General features: G+C 61.8%; 16 protein-coding genes. 3 read left to right on the forward strand and 13 right to left on the reverse strand.

The annotated features are described in order from the left end of the window. Window positions 1-77: 77 nt before the first annotated feature. The 9 genes from SERRSCBI_RS11405 to SERRSCBI_RS11435 all read right to left on the reverse strand — a co-directional run bounded on the left by SERRSCBI_RS11405 (window position 78) and on the right by SERRSCBI_RS11435 (window position 9,338). Window positions 78-2,513: a glucose/quinate/shikimate family membrane-bound PQQ-dependent dehydrogenase gene (locus SERRSCBI_RS11405; protein ID WP_042784488.1), complete on the reverse strand. Its 2,436-nt coding sequence runs from the start codon at window positions 2,511-2,513 to the stop codon at window positions 78-80. A gap of 149 nt (window positions 2,514-2,662) precedes the next feature. Then, a complete protein-coding gene (locus SERRSCBI_RS25095; RefSeq protein ID WP_232230777.1) occupies window positions 2,663-4,009 on the reverse strand; it encodes a hypothetical protein in 1,347 nt (448 codons plus the stop codon). A 22-nt stretch (window positions 4,010-4,031) separates the two neighbouring features. Beyond that, entirely contained in the window at window positions 4,032-4,973 is a 942-nt protein-coding gene (locus SERRSCBI_RS25100) for an insulinase family protein (RefSeq protein ID WP_232230778.1), read from the reverse strand. 2 nt (window positions 4,974-4,975) lie between these two features. Continuing rightward, window positions 4,976-6,112, reverse strand: coding sequence for a pyrroloquinoline quinone biosynthesis protein PqqE (pqqE, locus tag SERRSCBI_RS11415; protein WP_042784489.1), 1,137 nt, complete (start codon window positions 6,110-6,112; stop codon window positions 4,976-4,978). Then, on the reverse strand, window positions 6,105-6,383 hold the full coding sequence (gene pqqD / locus SERRSCBI_RS11420) for a pyrroloquinoline quinone biosynthesis peptide chaperone PqqD (RefSeq protein ID WP_033643059.1): 279 nt from the start codon (window positions 6,381-6,383) through the stop codon (window positions 6,105-6,107). Before pqqD ends, pqqE begins: the two co-directional genes overlap by 8 nt. Then, window positions 6,383-7,138, reverse strand: a complete 756-nt coding sequence (pqqC, locus tag SERRSCBI_RS11425; protein WP_042784491.1) for a pyrroloquinoline-quinone synthase PqqC — start codon at window positions 7,136-7,138, stop codon at window positions 6,383-6,385. The genes pqqD and pqqC overlap by 1 nt, the downstream gene beginning before the upstream one ends. 9 nt (window positions 7,139-7,147) lie before the next feature. Then, complete coding sequence (gene pqqB, locus SERRSCBI_RS11430) at window positions 7,148-8,059, reverse strand: pyrroloquinoline quinone biosynthesis protein PqqB (RefSeq protein WP_042784492.1); 912 nt, start codon at window positions 8,057-8,059, stop codon at window positions 7,148-7,150. Window positions 8,060-8,117: 58 nt separating this feature from the next. Beyond that, on the reverse strand, window positions 8,118-8,195 hold the full coding sequence (gene pqqA, locus SERRSCBI_RS24115; RefSeq protein WP_004937827.1) for a pyrroloquinoline quinone precursor peptide PqqA: 78 nt from the start codon (window positions 8,193-8,195) through the stop codon (window positions 8,118-8,120). A 117-nt stretch (window positions 8,196-8,312) separates the two neighbouring features. Beyond that, window positions 8,313-9,338 carry a dipeptidase gene (locus SERRSCBI_RS11435; protein WP_042784493.1) on the reverse strand — a complete coding sequence of 342 codons (1,026 nt, stop codon included), beginning with the start codon at window positions 9,336-9,338 and terminating at the stop codon, window positions 8,313-8,315. 95 nt (window positions 9,339-9,433) lie between these two features. Between SERRSCBI_RS11435 and SERRSCBI_RS11445 the strand changes: the two genes are divergently transcribed. After that, window positions 9,434-10,222, forward strand: coding sequence for a TetR family transcriptional regulator (locus SERRSCBI_RS11445; protein WP_232230779.1), 789 nt, complete (start codon window positions 9,434-9,436; stop codon window positions 10,220-10,222). Between the two features lie 40 nt (window positions 10,223-10,262). Here SERRSCBI_RS11445 and SERRSCBI_RS11450 read toward each other — a convergent pair whose 3' ends face one another. The 4 genes from SERRSCBI_RS11450 to SERRSCBI_RS11465 all read right to left on the reverse strand — a co-directional run bounded on the left by SERRSCBI_RS11450 (window position 10,263) and on the right by SERRSCBI_RS11465 (window position 15,908). Then, window positions 10,263-11,168 carry a LysR family transcriptional regulator gene (locus SERRSCBI_RS11450; RefSeq protein ID WP_042784494.1) on the reverse strand — a complete coding sequence of 302 codons (906 nt, stop codon included), beginning with the start codon at window positions 11,166-11,168 and terminating at the stop codon, window positions 10,263-10,265. Window positions 11,169-11,311: 143 nt separating this feature from the next. Then, the gene (locus SERRSCBI_RS11455; protein ID WP_042785705.1) at window positions 11,312-12,781 is read right to left on the reverse strand and encodes an aspartate aminotransferase family protein; all 1,470 of its coding nucleotides are present in this window, start codon (window positions 12,779-12,781) and stop codon (window positions 11,312-11,314) included. An 18-nt stretch (window positions 12,782-12,799) separates the two neighbouring features. Next, entirely contained in the window at window positions 12,800-14,182 is a 1,383-nt protein-coding gene (locus tag SERRSCBI_RS11460) for a diaminobutyrate--2-oxoglutarate transaminase (RefSeq protein WP_071845182.1), read from the reverse strand. A gap of 505 nt (window positions 14,183-14,687) precedes the next feature. After that, window positions 14,688-15,908 (reverse strand): NADH:flavin oxidoreductase/NADH oxidase family protein, encoded by a 1,221-nt coding sequence (locus tag SERRSCBI_RS11465; RefSeq protein WP_042784495.1) that lies wholly within the window; start codon window positions 15,906-15,908, stop codon window positions 14,688-14,690. Window positions 15,909-15,978: 70 nt separating this feature from the next. Between SERRSCBI_RS11465 and SERRSCBI_RS11470 the strand changes: the two genes are divergently transcribed. Together SERRSCBI_RS11470 and SERRSCBI_RS11475 are read left to right on the forward strand one after the other, a co-directional pair. Next, window positions 15,979-16,386, forward strand: coding sequence for a MerR family transcriptional regulator (locus SERRSCBI_RS11470; protein WP_042784496.1), 408 nt, complete (start codon window positions 15,979-15,981; stop codon window positions 16,384-16,386). Between the two features lie 196 nt (window positions 16,387-16,582). After that, window positions 16,583-18,463: a diguanylate cyclase domain-containing protein gene (locus SERRSCBI_RS11475; protein WP_042784497.1), complete on the forward strand. Its 1,881-nt coding sequence runs from the start codon at window positions 16,583-16,585 to the stop codon at window positions 18,461-18,463. Window position 18,464 lies beyond the last annotated feature (1 nt).

Genomic DNA, 18,464 nt, shown 5'->3' on the forward strand with positions numbered 1-18,464 from the left:
GGAGACGTCATGCAACGTCTCCCTCTAAATGCCCATTGAGCGCGGTGCGCCGCTTTATTTAACCGGCGTTCCGGCGATTATTTATCCAGTGCGTAGGCGATGACGTAATCACCGCGATCCGGCGACTGACGTGCGCCGCCGGCGGAAATGACGACATACTGCTTACCGGTGGTCGGCGAGACGTAACTCATCGGCGTGCCGCCGCTGCCGACCGGCAAGCGCGCTTTCCACAGCTCTTGCCCGGTGGATGAATCAAAGGCGCGCAGATAATAATCCTGCGTACCGGCGATAAACACCAGGCCGCCTTGAGTCGCCAGCGTGCCGCCCAGCGTCGGCATGCCGACCGGCATCTGCGCGCGCATTTTGATGCCGAACGGCCCGGTATCCTGCACCGTTCCTACCGGAACCTGCCACACCACTTTGCGCGTCTGCAAATCGATGGCGGAGAGGGTGCCGAACGGCGGTTTTTGGCAAGGAATGCCCAGCGGCGACATGAAGCGATTCTTATTGACGGCATACGGCGTGCCTTTGAGCGGGACCGCGCCCATGCCGGTATTCACGGCTTCACCGCCGTTGCCGGCCGGCGCGCCTGCGTCGGCTTTCTGCGGGATCATCTGCACCCACAGGCCCAGACGCATATCGTTGGCGAAAATATAACGGTTGTTCGGATCGGTAGAGAGACCGCCCCAGTTCATGCCGCCCAGCGAGCCGGGGAAGCTGAGGGAAACGTCGGTGTCCGGCGCGGTGAACAGGCCGTCATAACGCATCGATTTAAAGCTGATGCGGCACATCAATTGATCGAATGGCGTAGCGCCCCACATGTCGGACTCGCTGAGCTTCTGCGCGCCAATCTGCGGCATGCCGACGGAGAACGGCTGCGTGGCGGAATATTGCTCGCCCGGAATGGTGCGGGTCTTCACCGGCAGTTCCTTCACTTCGGTCAGCGGTTTGCCGGTATGGCGATCCAGCACGAAGATCTGCCCGCTTTTGGTGCCGATAACCAGCGCAGGGCGGGTGGTGCCGTCCTGCATCGGGAAGTCGAGCAGGCTGGGCTGCATCGGCAGATCGAAGTCCCACAGATCGTTATGCACGGTCTGATAGACCCATTTCTCTTTGCCGGTGGTCGCGTCGAGCGCCAGCACCGAGGCGCCGTATCGGTGATCCAGCGCGTTGCGGTTGGCGCCCCACAGATCGACGGAGGAGCTGCCCATGGGCAGGAAGACCGTGTTCATCGCCGGATCGTACGACATCGGCGCCCAGGAGTTCGGGGTGCTGCGCACGAAGTGTTGATCCGGTTTCAGGGCAGCGTTCGGCTGCGGATTGCCCGGGTCAAACGCCCAGCGCATTTCGCCGGTGATCACGTTGAAGCCGCGCAGCACGCCGCCGGGCATATCGGTTTGCACGTTATCGGCAACGCGCCCGCCGACCACCACGGTGGTGCCGGCCAGCGTCGGCGCCGACGTCAGTTGATATTTCGGATCGGCGGCGTCGCCGAGACCGGCCTTCAGGTCTACCACGCCCTGGTTGCCGAAGTGTTGGCAGAATTCGCCGTTGTCGGCGTTAATCGCCATCAGGCGCGCGTCGATGGTGTTCATCAATATGCGCCGTTGGCAGCTGTCGCCGGCCGCCAGCGCGACGGGCGCGGCGGGGGTTGAACCCGGCACGCTCGGCGCGGGCAACGGCTTGTTGATATCGAAGTAGGCCAGGCCGCGACAGCGGTTCCATACCTGCGACTTGGCGTTGACTTCTCGCCGCCAAATTTCTTTGCCGCTGTCGGCGTCGACGGCGATCACATTGTTATGCGGCGTGCACAGGAAAATGCGGTTGCCGATCTGCAGCGGCGTTTGCTGATCTTCCGCGCCGTTGCCATCGGGGCTGATAGGGATGTCACCCGTATGGAACGTCCAGGCGACTTTCAGCTCCCGCACGTTATCGCGGGTGATCTGATCCAGCGCGACGAAACGGCTGCCGCCCGGCGTATTGCCGTAGTTATCCCAATCTTTCTGCTGTTGCGCTTTATCAACCGGGATCAGCGGCAGCGGCTGGCCGCTGAAGGCAACGGTGGGATGCGGCTGGAACATTTGGACAAAGGCGCCGACCATGCCGACCGCCAGCAAGGCGGAGAGCAGGTAAGCCGGCTTGGCCAACGGCGCTTTGCCTTCGCGCTTGCGCAGCGCCGGCCAGGTGAGGAAGGCCAGCAGCATCAGGCCGGTCGGCACCATCAGACGGGAAATCAACGGCCAAAAATCAAAACCGGCGTCCAACGGCGCCCAAATGACGGTGCCGATGAACACCGCCAGGAACAGCCAAACCGCTGAGGACTTGCGGCGGAAAAACTGAATGGCCGACAGCAGGATGACGAGGCCGGCAATCAGGAAGTAGGCGCTGCCGCCCAGCGAGAGCAGTTTGCCGCCGGCGACGGTGAAGAACAGGCCGGTGGCGGCCAGGATGATGCCCAACAGGCAACACCACAGCGTAAGTTTTATGCCCGAACGTGCATTGGCATCTGACATTGAATAATCTCCAATAACATACTGATTCTTAAAGGTGAAAAGGTCGTTATTGGCGACTATTGTAACATTGATGGAGGTGCGCTTGTTAAGGATATGTAACTGTTTTTATGAGGGAAAAGCCGACGTTATCGGCACAACCTCGGTTTGGCTTAGAGGAATATCCGTTTCTGCCAGTGTACGAGCTGCGCGGCAGGCAGAGAGGCAACCTGCGCCACCCGGTGGCGATTTTCCAGGGCGATTTCCCGGGCGCGTTGCAACGGCTCGGCGCTGAGGCGCTGCACGCTTTGCCGCAGCGCCTGTTGCGCCAGCTCCAGTTCGCCGGCGCCGAGGTGCGCCAGTTCATGGCGCATCTGCAGCAAGAATTCGTCGGTTAACTGCCGCAGCTGCTCAACGGCGAACGTCGGGGATTGCAGCGCAAACAGCAGGCCTTCGGCATCGGCGCTGCGATGAAAGGCGCATTGCACCACGTAACCCACGTTGCGCTCGACGCGCAACTGCTGGAAGTAACGCGGCGCGTAAAGCCGGGCTAGCACGCGCAGCGCCCAACGCCCTTCGGCTTCGTCGTTCGGCAGCGGGTAAAATTGCAGCAAGGCGTGTTCTGCGCCGCTTTCCGTCAGGGTGACGGGGTGGCGATGCAGAGGCGCCGGCCGCTGAGCCTCGTCGGTTATGGGAAAAGGAAAGTCATACAGCAAATGCGACAGCCGCCGTTTTAACTCGCCGTCGCCGCCGACCAAGGTGGCATGCCAGAGTGGGGCCGTTGCCGTTGATACGCTCAACGCCGCCGGCAATTGGGCTAACAGGCGGCGAATGGCGATATCGTTTTGCGCTTTGAGCTGCGCGTGGCGCAGGTTTCTCGCCGCCTCGTTGATGACGGCCGGCGGCAGCGCCGCCAGGGCTCGATTCACGACGTTCAGACCGTGGCAGATCAGCGCTGCGCTGCCCGCCAGCTGTAATAACCACACGCCCTGGTGGCGCTCGACGCTTAAATGTCCCTCCCGATGTGCTAACTCGGCCGCTCCAGGGCGCAATGCCGCCTGCAAACCACAGGCCTGTTCTTCGCTGAGAGCGCCATGCGACGCTGGGCGCAGCAGCAGCACCGGCTGCGCTTCGTCGGGGTGCAGATGCCGCAGCGGCGCCTGGCCGGCCGGCAGGGGCGGGCTCGGCAACGCCGCCGAGGTGGAGAAAAAGCGGAAAGGATCTATCGTGGGCGTCGGCACGGTGCGGACGAAGGGCGCGAGCGCCAACGGCAGCCCTTGAATTTCACGCGTTTCACCGCCTCCCTCAGGCAGCACGGCCAGACGGCGATGCGGCGCGCTAATCAGCGCCGAAATATGCCGTGGCCAATCGTCGTTCGGCTCCACCGGCGGCAGCCCAAATGCTCTGGCGCGCAACTGATCGAGCGGCGCCAAACGGTGGAAATCGCGGTTTGCCAGTTGCCCGAAATGCGCAAGCTGAGCCGGTGTCAGCGCGATCAGCGCCTGCAACCAGGCCAGCAAGGCGCTTTCGATGTGGGCGGCTTCAGACGCCGAGCCGTGATTGACGGTAAAAATAAAAACTCAGCAGGGCGCTGTTTTCAGCGCAGCGGGCGTAATTCAGCCTAACGGCGTCGGCCCACGCGTGAGCGCGCAGCCGTGCCAGCAGCCCGCCAGGGGCTTCGTCCAGCAATAAACGCTCCAGCCGCCGCAGCCAGCCGCGTGAACGGGAGTGCGGCAGGGCAAACACCAACCGCAGCTGCGGCGCGCCGGGCAGAGACAGCGTGTAATCTTGCCCGGCGGCCAGCGGCGGCAATGCCTCGGGCGGTGCGACGCTGCCCGGTGGCAAGGCGCCGCCGTAGCGCTGCGCCAGCGCATGCAACTGCTCGAGCGATTGCGGGCCTTGCAGCCACAGCGTGATGTTCGGCGCGCGGTAATAGTGGTGGTGAAACTGCCGCAGCGCCCGTTGCAACGCGGGAATATCGCTGCCGAAAGCGGCGCGGCTGCCGATATGAAAGCGGTGCAACGCGTCAATGCCGCTGAACATCTGCCGCTGCGCCGCTTCGCAGCGGGTTTCACCGTCGGCGCGCAGCAGGCGATATTCGGCGTCGATGACCTCGATCTCCTGAGCGATTGCCTCAGCCGCCAGCTGTGGGACGGCGAGCATATCGATCAGCCTGGCCAACCCCTCCGCCAGCTGTTCGGCGCCCACCTCAAAGAAAAACGCGGTTTGCGTGGCCTGGGTCGTGGCGTTTAACCGGCCGCCGACCGCCGGCGTCCAGCCCATCAGCCCATCCTGTGCGCTAAAGTTCATGCTGCCGCGAAACAGCATATGCTCCAGCAGATGCGCCAGGCCCGGCCAGGCGGCAGGCGCCTGAAAGCTGCCCGCCTCGATGCGCACCAGCGCGGCGGCGGCCTCGGCGTCAGGCGTGCTTATCGCCCTGACGGCCAAACCGTTATCGAGCTGCCACGAGGCGGCGAGTGTCATCGTCAGCCCTTGAAGATCAGTCGGGAGTTGGTCTGATTGCGAAAACGCAGCTGATCGATGCCGATCTGCGAGCGATTCGCCGCTTCACGCGCCGCCAGAATGGTGCCATGGTGCGGCGACTTGCCGCACACCGGATCGGCGTTGTCGGCGTCGCCGGTCAGCATGAACGCCTGGCAGCGGCAGCCGCCGTAGTCTTTCTCTTTCTCCGAACAGGAACGGCAGGGCTCAGGCATCCAGTCATAGCCGCGATAGCGGTTAAAGCCGAAGGAGTGATACCAGATATGCTGCAGATCGTGCTCCAGCACCGACGGAAAGGCGATCGGCAACTGGCGGGCGCTGTGACAGGGTAACGCCATGCCTTCCGGCGTCACGCTCATGAAAATAGCCCCCCAACCGCCCATGCAGCCTTTGGGGCGTTCCTCATAGTAATCCGGCGTGACGAACAGCAGGTTGGCCAGCTTGCCGTCGGCAGCCATGCGCTCGCGATAGCGTTTCACCACGGCTTCCGCCTCGGCGATCTGTTCGCGGGTCGGCAGCAGGCCTTCACGGTTCAGGTGCGCCCAGCCGTAGAACTGGCAGGTCGCCAGCTCGACGTCGTCGGCATCCAGCTGGATCGCCAGTTCGATGATGCGGTCGATCTGGCCGATATTATGGCGATGCAAGACGAAGTTGAGCACCATCGGATAGCCGAGGGCCTTGACCGCCTTGGCCATCGCCAGCTTCTGCTGAAACGCCTTGGCGGAGCCCGCCAGTGCGGCGTTCAGCGTTTCATCGCTGGCCTGAAAACTGATCTGAATATGATCCAGCCCGGCGTCGGCGAAGGTCTGCAGCTTTTTCTCGGTCAGGCCGATGCCGGAGGTGATCAGGTTGGTGTAAAACCCGAGATCGCGCGCGGCGGCGATCAGCTCGGGCAGGTCTTTACGCACCAACGGCTCGCCGCCGGAGAAACCGAGCTGTACGCTGCCCATCGCCCGCGCCTGGCGAAACACCGCGATCCATTGCTCGGTCGTCAGCTCTTTTTCCTGCGCGGCAAAGTCGAGCGGGTTGGAGCAATAGGGGCACTGCAGCGGGCAGCGATAGGTCAGCTCCGCCAGCAGCCAGAGCGGCGGATTTACCGCCGGCGCGCGTGGCTCAGTCACGGAAGGTCACCCATTTTTGTTCGTAGGCGCGCTGGAAAAACGCCAGCACGTCGTCCGCCAGCCCCTCGGCGCCGGGGAAGCGGGCGTTCAGCTGCGCGATGATGCCGTTCAGCGTGGTGTTGCCGTCAACCAGCTGCAGGATGGCGGCGGCGCTGTCGTTCAGTTTGGCCATGCCTTCCGGGTAGAGGATCACGTGGCTGTTTTGCACCTGCTCCCATTGCAGGCGGTAGCCGCGGCGGAAGACGGGGGTGTGTTCAGGATTCAGTGTCATTACACCAGCCTCTGATTGTGCCAGACCCGCGCGGCGGTCACGCTGTGGTAAGGCGGGCGGTTCAGGGTATAGGCCATGCTCATGGCGTCCAGCATGCTCCACAAAATATCCAGCTTGAACTGCAGGATTTCCAGCATGCGCTGCTGTTTTTCAACGGTATCGCAATAGTCCAGCGCCAGCGCCAGCCCGTGCTCCACGTCGCGGTTGGCCTGGCCGAGGCGACTGCGGAAATAGTCGTAGCCGGCGGCGTCGATCCACGGGTAGTGCTGCGGCCAGCTGTCGAGTCGCGACTGGTGGATCTGCGGCGCGAACAGTTCGGTCAGCGAGCTGCAGGCCGCTTCCTGCCAACAGGCGCGGCGCGCGAAGTTGACGTAGGCATCCACCGCGAAACGCACGCCGGGCAGCACCAGCTGCTCGGATAGCAGGGTGTCGCGCTGCAGCCCAACCGCCTCGCCGAGGCGCAGCCAGGCCTCGATGCCGCCTTCGCTGCCGCCGTAACCGTCGTGATCCAGAATGCGCTGCACCCATTTGCGACGGGTTTCCGGCTGCGGGCAGTTGGCCATGATCGCCGCATCCTTGATCGGAATGCTGGTCTGATAGTAGAAACGGTTGGCCACCCAGCCCTGGATCTGCTCACGGGTCGCTTCGCCGTTGTGCATCGCGATGTGATACGGGTGGTGGATATGATAATAAGCGCCTTTGGCGCGCAGTGCCGCTTCAAATGCCTGCGGAGTCAGGGGGAGTGGTTGCGTCATGGCGATTCCCTACAGTTCGATATTCATGCCGTCCCAGCTCACTTCGATGCCGGCGGCGCTCAGGCTCTGCCGTTCCGCGGAGTCTTCATTGAGGATCGGGTTGGTATTGTTAATGTGGATCAAGATCTTGCGTTTGGCGGGCAAGGTGCTGAGCAGGGCCGCCAGCCCGTGCTCTTCCGCCAGCGCCAGGTGCCCCATGTCTTTGCCGGTATTGCGCCCCACGCCGGCGTTGGCCAGCTCATTGTCGCGCCAGAGCGTGCCGTCGATCAGCAGGCAATCCGCCCGGCGCAGCCAGGGCATCAAAGCCTCGTCCGGCTCACCCAGGCCCGGCGCGTACAGCAGACCGACCCCGCGCGCGGTATCTTCGATAAACAGCGCCACGTTGTGGCCCGGCAGCGGGCGATCGCGGTACGGCGAATAGGGCGGCGCGTTGCTGAGCAGCGGAATGGCGGTGAAGCGCACGTTTGGGCAGACCGCCGTGTGGAACGGCTCGGCGGGCGTCACCGGGTGATGGATTAACCCGCCGTTCCAGTGAGAGAGCATGGGAAACACCGGGAAACCGGTGCTGAGATCGTCGTGCACTTCGGGGGTGCACCAGACCTGATGCGGGCAGCCCTCACGCAAATTGAGCAAGCCCGCGCTGTGATCGATCTGGCTGTCGGTCAGCACGATCGCGCCGATGCCGGTGCCGCGCAGCACGTCGGGATTGTTCAATTCGGGCGAGGCCAGCAGCTGATGGCAAATGTCCGGGGAAACGTTGCACAGCACCCAGTTTTTACCGTCGTCGCTGACGGCGATGGAAGACTGCGTGCGGCGCGTGGCGTTGATGCTGTGGCTGCGAACGCCCCGGCAGTTGTCGCAGTTGCAATTCCACTGGGGAAAGCCGCCGCCCGCTGCCGAGCCGAGAACTTTTATCTGCATGTCTGAACCAGAAAAAGAAGGAAAGAAATGCCCGCGCGAAAGGCGGGCAGACAGGCGATTAACGGTTGGAAATGTACAGCGTCACTTCCAGCCCCAGACGCAGGTCAACAAACTCAGGTTTGGTCCAGGTAGTCATAGCGGTGCTCCTTTGCATGCATCGTGATAGTTCGAAGCCAATGAGAAAAATTCGCATTCGGCTGGCTCAATGTTGACGAAATGTGACGGAGATCGCAACCGTTAAAGCGTAACCGGGTTATTCACCCCAGGTGGCGGAGAGCACGTTCAGCCAGTTGCGCCAGGTCAGCTTCTCCAGCAGCCGGTCGTCAAACCCCGCCTGCTTGAGCGCTTGCGTCAGGCGCGGCAGGCCTGCGGCGTCCTCCAACGGTTGCGGTACGTTAACCCCGTCAAAATCAGAGCCAAATCCCACGCGATCTTCACCAAGTTTAGCGATCAAATACTCAACGTGTTTAACAATTTCTGTTAAGCCTGTCGTTGCACTGTCACGTTTTCCGTCAGCCCGCAGGAAGGCGGTGCCGAAATTGACGCCGACCATACCGTCGCTCTGGGCGATAGCGTCCAACTGCGCGTCGGTCAGGTTGCGCGGTTGCGGGCAGAGGGCGTGGGCATTGGAGTGGGTAGCGACCAGCGGTGCGGTGCTCAACGCGGCGGTTTGCCAGAAGGTTTTCTCGTTCATGTGCGAGACGTCAATCATGATGCGGCGCTGGTTGCAGGCGCGGAGCAGCGCTTCACCGGCCGGCGTCAGGCCGGGGCCGGTATCGGGTGAGCCGGGGAACGGCCCGCTGACGCCGGTGCCGAAGGCGTTCGGCAGATTCCAGAACGGCCCGATGCTGCGCACACCCAGCCGATAGAAGGCCGCCAGCTGCGTCAGCGCCGCATCGATCATGCCGGCGCCTTCGATATGCAGCACCGCGGCAATTTGCCCGTCGAGGCGGCACTGTTCTATCTCGGTAGCCGTGCGGCAGAGGCGCAACTGCCCCTGAGAGGCGCCCTCCAACTGGTGCAGGATGGCTATCTGCCGTTCGGCTATCGCCAGCGGATCGAACGCGGCCTGCGCGTCCTCCAGCGTTTGATTACGCATTTGGGCGATATAGCTGACCGGAGGAATAAACACCGCGAACAGCCCGCCGCAGAATCCGCCGCGCCGCATGCGTGGAAAGTCGAGGTGGCCCGGCGTGACGTGCGAATAAAAGGCGGTGACCGGATCGTCATCGTGCTGCAGCCACAGGTTGAGCAGCAGGTCGTTATGGCCGTCGAACACCGGCCAAAGGGGGGAAGCGTCATGGGCGTTTCACTGTGTCAGGCATCATGCACGCTATGTTGTACGATCGCGCGAGGGGGAACAACCCCCGCGCGATGAGGGATTTAAAGGCGTATCGACAGCTCGACGTCATCCGCGAACGGCGTGGAGAGATAACCCGACGCCGGAGAACGCACGCGCGCCAGATAATCTGGGCTGTAATCGGCGTTGTCGGCGACGATCAGCGCGCCGGGGCGCAGACGATTTTCCAGCAGCGCGAGGATATCGGGGTAAAGCCCCTTGGCACCATCCAGCAACAGCAGGTCGACAGTGGCCGGCAGATCGTCGCGCAGCGTTTCCAGGTTTTGGCGCAGGAGGGCGCCGCGCGTTTCACTACCGCCAGAGTGGCTGAACGCGCCGGCGTCAGTATCGGTTCGCTTTATCAGTATTTTCCCAACAAAGCGGCGATCCTGTTTCGTTTGCAAAGCGACGAATGGCGGCAGACCACCGCCATGCTGAGCGGCATTCTGGCCGATCGAGAGACTGCGCCATTCGAGCGTTTACGGTTGCTGGTGCAGACATTTATCCGTTCGGAATGTGAAGAGGCGCAGATGCGCGTGGCGCTGAACGATGCGGCGCCGTTGTACCGCGATGCGCCGGAGGCGCAGGCGGCGAAGGCCACCGGCAAAGACATCGTGCAGGTGTTTATGGGCGAAGCGTTGCCCGATGCGGCGGAAGGCGTCCGTACGTTGGCAGGCGAGTTGATCGTCGGCACGCTGGGGGCGGCGGGCAAGCAATTCTCCGAAACGCCGCGCAGCGATGCGGAAATTGTGGCTTATGCCGATGCGATGGCGGACATGTTTTGCGCCTATCTGGCCGATTTAAACGGGCGAGAGGCGCCGTAAGGGAATGTTTGGTGACATTGTCACTTGAGGTGCGCGGTGCCTACGCCCGTTGGCGGCAGACGGCCAACACCAACTGCCGCAGCCAGCGGTGCTCCGCTTCAGCGTCCAGGCGCGGGTGCCACATTTGCGAGACGGTAATGGGCGGCGTTTTCACCGGCAGCTCGAACATGCGCAGCGGGCCTTCGTCCGGATGAGCATGCAGAAAGGAGGCGGGCAACAGCGCCAGCAGGTCTGAGGCTTGCGCCACCGCCAGCGCGGCCGGAAAGCTCGGCACCACGGCGGCAATCTGGCGCGTCAGCCCCAGCTCCGCCAACGCGGCGTCTACCGGCCCGAGAATGCGCCCGCTGCGTGAGGCCACCACGTGGCCGCAGGCGGCGTACTCGGCGGCGCCTATCTTGGGCTGCTGCGCCAGCGGGTGCGCGCTTCTCATCACGCCGACGAAGCGGTCGCGAAACAGCGCCTGCAGGCGGATTTCCGGCCCCATTTCGCCCAGCACGCCAATCTCCAGATCGACCAGGCCTTCACGCAGGGGGCGGTCGCTTTTCTCCGGCTTGGGCGCAAAGCGCAGCCGCGCCCGTGGCGCCTGTTGCGCAGCGGCGGCGATCAGCGCCGGGCCGAAGGCCTCGACGAAGCCGTCGTTGGCGCGCAGCGTAAAGGTCCGGTCGAGCGTGGCGGGATCCAGCGCGTTCGGCGTCGGACGCAGCAGCGCCCGAGCTTCGAATGCCGCGTTTCGCGCCCGTTCGCGCAGCGTTTCGGCATAAGGCGTCAGCACCATATGACGCCCGGCGCGCACCAACAGCGGATCGCCGGTGGCCGTGCGCAGTCGGCTGAGGGTGCGGCTCATCGCCGAGGCGCTTAAACCGAGACGTCGCGCTGCGCCGGCAACGCTGCCCGTCGACAGCAGCGCGTCGAGCGCGGTCAGCAGGTTGAAATCAGGGTCGGTCATGCGTTTATCCTGTGGCGCCGGAAATAAGAGAAGGCGTTTACTGCAGTATATCAGCGTAAGCGCTGTGTCACTTGCTCTCTGATGGGCAATAAAAAAGCCGATAACCAGGGGGTTATCGGCTTTTAATGCGCAGTGGCGGAGGGTTACGCCGGCAGCTGCTGCGCGGTTTTCTCGACCAGCGCCAGCAGCAGCTTGATGTCTTCCAGCGTCACGATCGGGTTCAGCAGCGTCATCTTCAGGCAGGTCACGCCATCGAACTCGGTCACGCCGACGTTGGCGCGGCCCGACTCCAGCAAGGCGTCACCGATGCGCTGGTTGAACAGCGCGACGGCCGCGTCGCCTTTCGCCGCCAGCTGCGCCGGACGGTAGCGGAACAGCACGCTGGCCAGCTGCGGCTGCATCACCAGTTCCAGCGATTCCTGATCGGCGATGTAACGCGCCACCTGTTGCGCCAGCGAGACGCCATGATCGATGATCTCGGCATACTGCTTCTGCCCCAGCGCTTCCAGCCCCATCCACAGCTTCAACGCATCGAAGCGGCGGGTGGTCTGCAGCGATTTGGAGACCAGGTTCGGCACGCCTTGCGCTTCGTCGAATTCGGAGTTCAGGTAGGCAGCCTGATAGCGCATCAGCTCGTAGTGGCGCTCGTCTTTCAGCAGGAAGGCGCCGCAGCTGATGGTCTGGAAGAACTGCTTATGGAAGTCCAGGGTGATGGAGTCCACCAGCTCCAGGCCGTCCAGGTAGTCGCGGTACTGCTCGGAGAGCAGCAGCGCGCCGCCCCAGGCCGCATCCACGTGCACCCAAATTTTCTGCTCCGCCGCCAGCCGCGCGATATCGCGCAGCGGGTCAATGGCACCGGCATCGGTGGTGCCGGCGGTGGCGACGATCGCCATCACCTGCTCGCCGTTAGCCTTGGCCTGCGCCAGTTTTTCCGCCAGATCATTCACGTCCATGCGGGCGAAGCGATCGGTTTTCACCAGCGTGACGGACTGGTAGCCGAGGCCCATCAGCGCCATGTTCTTCTGCACCGAGAAGTGGGCGTTTTCAGAACAGAACACTTTCAGCTTGCGCAGATCGCCCACCAGACCGTCCTGCTGCACGGAGTGGCCCTGACGCGCGAAGAATGCATCGCGCGCCAGCATCAGCCCCATCAGGTTGCTCTGGGTGCCGCCGCTGGTGAACACCCCGGCGTCGCCGGGCTGGTAACCGACCTGGGCGCGCAGCCACTCGATCAGCTTCATTTCGATCAGCGTGGCCGACGGGCTCTGATCCCAGGAGTCCATGCTCTGGTTGGTGGCGTTGATCAGCACTTCAGCGGCCTGGCTAATCACCAGGCTCGGGCAGTGCAGGTGCGCCACGCACTGCGGGTGGTGCACCGACAGGCTGTCTTTCAAAAAGTACTCGATGGCGCGCTCGATCGCCGCCTGGTTGCCCAGGCCTTGCGGGGTAAAGTCGAGCTGGATGCGTTCGCGCAGTTCGGCAACGCTTTTGCCCTGATACATCTCGGGCTGTTGCAGCCACTGCACGACGGCTTCACTGCTCTGTGCGATCGCCTGGCGGTAAGCCTCGGCGCTGTGCGCCGAGGAAGCCAGAATCGGGTTTAACTTGGACATCGCGGTCATTCGCTCCAATCAGACTGGCTTGACGCCGGCGGCCAACAGCGCCTGCTCAAATTTATCCAGGAAAATACCCAGCTCATCATTGGTGATCAGCAGGGAAGGCAACAGACGCAGCACACAGCCATTGCGCCCGCCGCGCTCCAGGATCAAGCCGGATTCGAAGCATTTTTTCTGCAGCAGCGCGGACAGCTCGCCATCGGCCGGGTAGCAGCCCATGTGATCCTGCGCTTCGTTCGGCTTGACGATCTCGATGCCGATCATCAGGCCCAGACCGCGGACGTGGCCGATCACCGGATAACGTTTCTGCAGCTCGGCCAGCTTGCCTTTGAGCCATTCGCCCTGAGCGGCCACTTTGTCGGCGACCTTATGCTCCTTCAGGTACTGCAGGGTGGTCAGGCCGGTGGCCATCGCCAGCTGGTTGCCGCGGAAGGTGCCGGTGTGGTGGCCCGGTTCCCAGGCATCGAACTCTTTTTTGATGCCCAGCACCGCGAGCGGCAAGCCGCCGCCGACCGCTTTCGACATCACGATGATGTCCGGCTCGATGCCGGCGTGTTCGAAGGCGAACAGCTTGCCCGTACGGGCGAAACCGGCCTGAACTTCGTCGATGATCAGCAGAATGCCGTGTTCCTGCGTCACTTTGCGAATGCGCTGCAGCCACTCGGCCGGGGCCGGGTTAACCCCGCCTTCGCCCTGAACGGCTTCCAGGATCACCGCCGCCGGTTTACGCACGCCGCTTTCCACGTCGTTAATCAGATTATCGAAGTAGTAGGTCAGCGCCTTGACGCCGGCTTCGCCGCCGATGCCCAGCGGGCAGCGGTATTCATGCGGATAAGGCATGAATTGCACTTCCGGCATCATGCCGTTGATGGCCGCTTTCGGCGACAGGTTGCCGGTGACCGACAGCGCGCCGTGGGTCATGCCGTGGTAGCCGCCGGAGAAGCTGATCACGCCGGAACGGCCAGTGTGTTTTTTCGCCAGCTTCAGCGCGGCTTCCACCGCATCGGCGCCGGACGGACCGCAGAACTGCAGGCAGTACCCTTTGCCTTCGCCCGGCAACAGAGAGAGCAGGTAGTCGGAGAAACGATCTTTCAACGGGGTCGTGAGATCGAGAGTATGTAACGGCAAGCCGCTGGTAATGACATTTTGGATGCTTTGCAGGACGTCGGGGTGATTATGTCCAAGAGCCAACGTTCCCGCCCCGGCCAGGCAATCAAGATATTGATTATTCTCAACATCAGTGATCCAAACGCCCTGGGCTTTCGCAATTGCCAACGGCAATTTGCGCGGATAACTCCTAACATTCGACTCAAATTCGGCTTGACGCGCCAAATAGGTTTCATTGTTTCCGTTTAATGAGTTTGCAACTAAAGTATCAATACGGACTTTATCCGTCATCATATCTCTCCTACAACCGAAGGTCTCAAGACGCAACGATTGAATTAATGAATTAGAAAAGTAACTGCCTTGTGAAAAGCGCGACCAATATATGGCTTTTTCGCCTGGGACTCAATAGCCGATTTTGTTTTGAATTGTTTAGTTTTTTCTTAGGCTCATCAATATGTTGTTGATTTGTTGACCGTTGGTTTTGTCGGCAAAAAACAACATTTCTTTAACATTGCGTAAAAATCCTTTTCTGCTTTCCTTTGGCTGCTTCTTTAATGCATTTATTATTAAGGTGAATTTCCGATTAATAACATAAATAGAAAATAGCGGCTTATTTTCATCTATTCACCACCTTAAGTCCTATAGCGGTTATATACACAAAATTTGTGATGAATATAAGCAGTCGAGCGTTAAAAGCGCAGTATCCAGGGTGGTGATTTCTTGCAGATTTTACGTAGCGCGATCAAAACAGCGGGATTTTTGTGCGGCGCCGGCGTGTCTGCCGGCGCCGCGGTCATTAACGTTGCCGTAACCAGGCATGATAGCGCTGCAGAGTGCGGCGGGTGCGCCACCGATCGATGAGCAGCGACCACAGCGGTGAGTAACGCACGTTGCGCGTCCGATCGCGGCTCAGGGCGTGCATGCGGCGCTTGATCAGCGACATGCGGGCGAGCAGCGTCAGCGTTTTGTCGCGCCATTTTACCGGTGCAGGCAGCGCATGAGGGGCTTCACCGGTTTGCCAGCGGCGCGGCAGATCGGGAATTTCCGCCATGGCAGTGGCGATGCCGACCACCGCGACGCCGCTGTTCAGCACCCGTTGCGCCACCGACGGGCGGGCGATGCCGCCGGTGGTCATCACCGGCATGCGCGCTACTGCGGCGAGATCGCGGGCGAAGGTCAGAAAATAGGCTTCACGCGCCAGGGTGCTGTCGTCTGCGGCTTCCCCCTGCATCGCCGGGCTTTCATAACTCCCGCCCGACAACTCCACCAGATCGACCGGCAGTTCGTTGAGCATCAACAATACCTGTCGGGCCTCGTCCGGCGAAAAGCCGCCGCGCTGAAAATCGGCTGAATTGAGCTTCACCGCCACGCAAAAGTCTGGCGAGACACGCTGGCGCACCGCGCGCACCACCTCCAGCAGCAGACGGGCGCGATTCGCCAGTTCGCCCCCCCAACGATCGCTGCGCTGGTTGGCCAACGGCGACAAAAACTGGGAGATCAGGTAGCCGTGCGCCGCATGGATCTGCACGCCGGTAAACCCGGCCTTTTCGGCGGCGTGCGCGCTGGCGGCGAAGCGGGCGATCACCTCGGCAATCTGCGTTTCACTCATGGCCTCCGGCTGTGCGAACGCCTTGCTGTACTTGCCCATCGCCATCGGGATGGCGGAGGGCGCCCAGGCGTTGCCGCCCATGTTGGTCATCACCTGACGGCCCGGGTGGCTGAGCTGCATCCATACCTGCGCGCCTTCCTGGCGCGAGGCCGCCGCCCAGGTTTTGAACGCCTCGAGCGGCGTATCCTGTTCCAGCACCACGCCGCCGGGGCCGGTCATGGCGCGTCCGTCGATCATCACGTTGCCGGTGATGATGAGGCCGGCGCCGCCGATACCCCAGTGGCGATACAGACGCCATAGCGCGGGGCCGGGCAGTTGGCCTTCATCGGCCAGATTTTCTTCCAACGCGGCTTTGGCCAAACGGTTGGGTAAGCGGCTGCCGTTGGGCAGAATAAGCGGGGTAAACATCGGGTACGTTCCTGTCGCAGGGGGAATGGCGCTATACTAGGTTTAAAGTTAACTTTAAGGTCAATAGGGCATGAAAATCGGAGAGTTGGCGGAGCGCGCCGGCATGGCCGCCTCGGCGATACGTTACTACGAACAGCAGGGTCTGCTGCCCAAAGCGATGCGCGGCGTTAACGGATATCGGGTGTATAGCGAAAGCGCGCTGGAGCGGCTGCATCTGATCCAAATCGGCCAGAATCTGGGGTTCTCGCTGCAGGCGATCCGCGGGGTATTGGCGCTGCAGGGCAGCGCCTATCAGGATGGTTTGATACAAGGCGTCGACAGCCGGCTGGCGGAAATCGAGCGGATGATGGCGACGCTGAACGAGCAGCGTGAGACGTTGATGGCGACGCGGCGCATTCTGTTGGAATCCGGCGTGGCGGGGTTGTGCCAGGTCAAAAATGAAAAGCTGGCCGGCGGGCTGCCGCCCTGCAAGGCTTAGCGGGGGGCGCCCGGCCTGTGCCGCCGCGACGACGCCGGCCGACAGGCCTTGTTCCAGCTGGCGAGAATGCATAATCGGATTGATACTGAGTGAGTCTATGATGGACAAGGATATTTGCCGCTAACCGACGGATAGGCTGAACGGAATCACGCCGGCCGGCTGCACCGGATCCGTGGGTGTCACAATGGGAGTCAACATGCTCGAGCCATGCTTCCCCGAAAACGAAGCCGAACGCCTGTCGGTATTGGATTCGCTGAACGTGCTGGATTCGAACTCAGTAGAAAAGCTGGATCGCATCACGCGACTGGCTGCGAAATATTTCGGCGTCACCATTGCGCTGGTGTCACTGATCGACCGCGATCGTCAATGGTTTTTATCACGCTATGGCCTGGATGTCCGGGAAACGCCGCGCAACATCTCGTTCTGCGGCCATGCCATTCTGCAACGCGAAGCGCTGGTGGTGCCCGATACCGCGCAGGATCCGCGCTTTTTCGATAACCCACTGGTGGTCGGTGGCCCGCGCATCGGCTTCTACGTCGGGCAACAGCTGCTGTCCCTCGACGGGTTGCCGCTCGGCACGCTATGCATTATCGACAGTCACCCGCAGCCGTTTCCTCAAGATAAACTGGCCGACCTGCGTGACTTCGCCGCGGTGGTGGAAGAGTATCTGCAGAGCATCGAACGCAACGTCTATACCGAAAACCTGAAATCCGATCTGCAGCGCACGGAGGCGTTATTCGAACAGACTTTCTCTCAGGCGGCGGTGGGCATGGCGCTGGTTTCGCTGCAGGGGTATTGGCTGCGGGTCAATCCGCGCATCTGTGAAATGCTGCAATACTCCGAGCGTGAGCTGATGGATCGCACCTTTCAGGACATTACCTATCCGCTCGATCTCAACACCGATCTGGAAAAACTGCAGCAGTTGCTGAGAAACGAGATCGACACCTACTCGCTGGAGAAACGCTATTTCCGCGCCGATGGCACGATCGTATGGGTGGAACTGACGGTGGCGCTCAATCGGCTGCCGAACGGCAAGCCGGATCATTTCATCTCGGTCATCGTCGACATCAGCGAGCGCAAGGCGGCGGAGGCTGACCTGTATGCCTTGCAGCATGAGCTGGAAGAACGCGTCGAAATTCGTACGCATGAGCTTAACGCGGTGGTCAAACAGCTTAACGAAGAGATAGAAACCCGGGTGCTCGCCGAATCTCAGCTCAGTGCGGAAAAAGAACGCCTGCGCGCCATTACCGACAATATGCCGGCGTTAATCAGCCAAATCGACGCCAATGAACGCTACCTGTTCGCCAATAGCGCCTATAAGACCTGGTTTGGTCTGGAAGAGGCCAGCCTGCAGGGCATGACGGTGCGCGAGTTCATGGGGGAAAGCGTGTATCAGATGGCCCGGCCGATGATCGCGCGGGCTTTGGCGGGCGAAATGGTCAGCTTCGAAAACGAATTGCAGACCCAGCAGGGGCTGCTGATGATCCATACCACGCTGGTGCCGTGCGAGGCTCAGGGCTTTTACATTCTCTCCATGGATATCACCGAGTTGAAGCGACTGCAGCAACGATTGGAATATGACGCCACGCACGACATGCTGACCGGGTTGACCAACCGACGCGCATTTCTGCGCCGGTTGTCGGGCACGTTGCAAGCCTGCTGTCATCAGCGGCAGATGGCCCTGTTGTTCATCGATCTCGATGGTTTTAAGGGCATGAACGACAGTTACGGCCATGACTTCGGCGATCTGATCCTGAAGACGTTCGCCAAATTGCTCAGCGCTTGCGCCGACGAACGGCACAGCGTCTCGCGCCTGGCCGGCGACGAGTTCACGGTGATCCTGTGGCCGCTGACAGCGCCGCGGCCTGAGGTCAGCGCGTTTTGCGAAAAGGTGTTGGCGGAGCTGGCCGGTATTTCGCAGATCGGTCAGCAGAAGGTCTGCCTGTCCGCCAGCATTGGCGCCGCTATCTCTGCGAGTGGGGACGTGACGCCGGAAATGCTGCTGGCCAGCGCCGACGGCGCGATGTATCAGGCGAAATCCGCCGGCAAAGGCACTTACGCCATCTGTGAGCTATGAG

This window comes from Serratia sp. SCBI, from assembly GCF_000747565.1.
Lineage (GTDB): Bacteria > Pseudomonadota > Gammaproteobacteria > Enterobacterales > Enterobacteriaceae > Serratia > Serratia ureilytica.

Excerpts from the sequence above, each read along its gene's own strand:
- SERRSCBI_RS11405 (WP_042784488.1), bottom strand. The coding sequence starts at position 2,513 with ATGTCAGATGCCAATGCACGTTCGGGCATAAAACTTACGCTGTGGTGT.
- SERRSCBI_RS25100 (WP_232230778.1), bottom strand. The coding sequence starts at position 4,973 with ATGACACTCGCCGCCTCGTGGCAGCTCGATAACGGTTTGGCCGTCAGG.
- pqqD (WP_033643059.1), bottom strand. The coding sequence starts at position 6,383 with ATGACACTGAATCCTGAACACACCCCCGTCTTCCGCCGCGGCTACCGC.
- pqqC (WP_042784491.1), bottom strand. The coding sequence starts at position 7,138 with ATGACGCAACCACTCCCCCTGACTCCGCAGGCATTTGAAGCGGCACTG.
- pqqB (WP_042784492.1), bottom strand. The coding sequence starts at position 8,059 with ATGCAGATAAAAGTTCTCGGCTCGGCAGCGGGCGGCGGCTTTCCCCAG.
- pqqA (WP_004937827.1), bottom strand. The coding sequence starts at position 8,195 with ATGACTACCTGGACCAAACCTGAGTTTGTTGACCTGCGTCTGGGGCTG.
- SERRSCBI_RS11445 (WP_232230779.1), top strand. The coding sequence starts at position 9,434 with ATGAGGGATTTAAAGGCGTATCGACAGCTCGACGTCATCCGCGAACGG.
- SERRSCBI_RS11450 (WP_042784494.1), bottom strand. The coding sequence starts at position 11,168 with ATGACCGACCCTGATTTCAACCTGCTGACCGCGCTCGACGCGCTGCTG.
- SERRSCBI_RS11455 (WP_042785705.1), bottom strand. The coding sequence starts at position 12,781 with ATGTCCAAGTTAAACCCGATTCTGGCTTCCTCGGCGCACAGCGCCGAG.
- SERRSCBI_RS11460 (WP_071845182.1), bottom strand. The coding sequence starts at position 14,182 with ATGACGGATAAAGTCCGTATTGATACTTTAGTTGCAAACTCATTAAAC.
- SERRSCBI_RS11465 (WP_042784495.1), bottom strand. The coding sequence starts at position 15,908 with ATGTTTACCCCGCTTATTCTGCCCAACGGCAGCCGCTTACCCAACCGT.
- SERRSCBI_RS11470 (WP_042784496.1), top strand. The coding sequence starts at position 15,979 with ATGAAAATCGGAGAGTTGGCGGAGCGCGCCGGCATGGCCGCCTCGGCG.
- SERRSCBI_RS11475 (WP_042784497.1), top strand. The coding sequence starts at position 16,583 with ATGCTCGAGCCATGCTTCCCCGAAAACGAAGCCGAACGCCTGTCGGTA.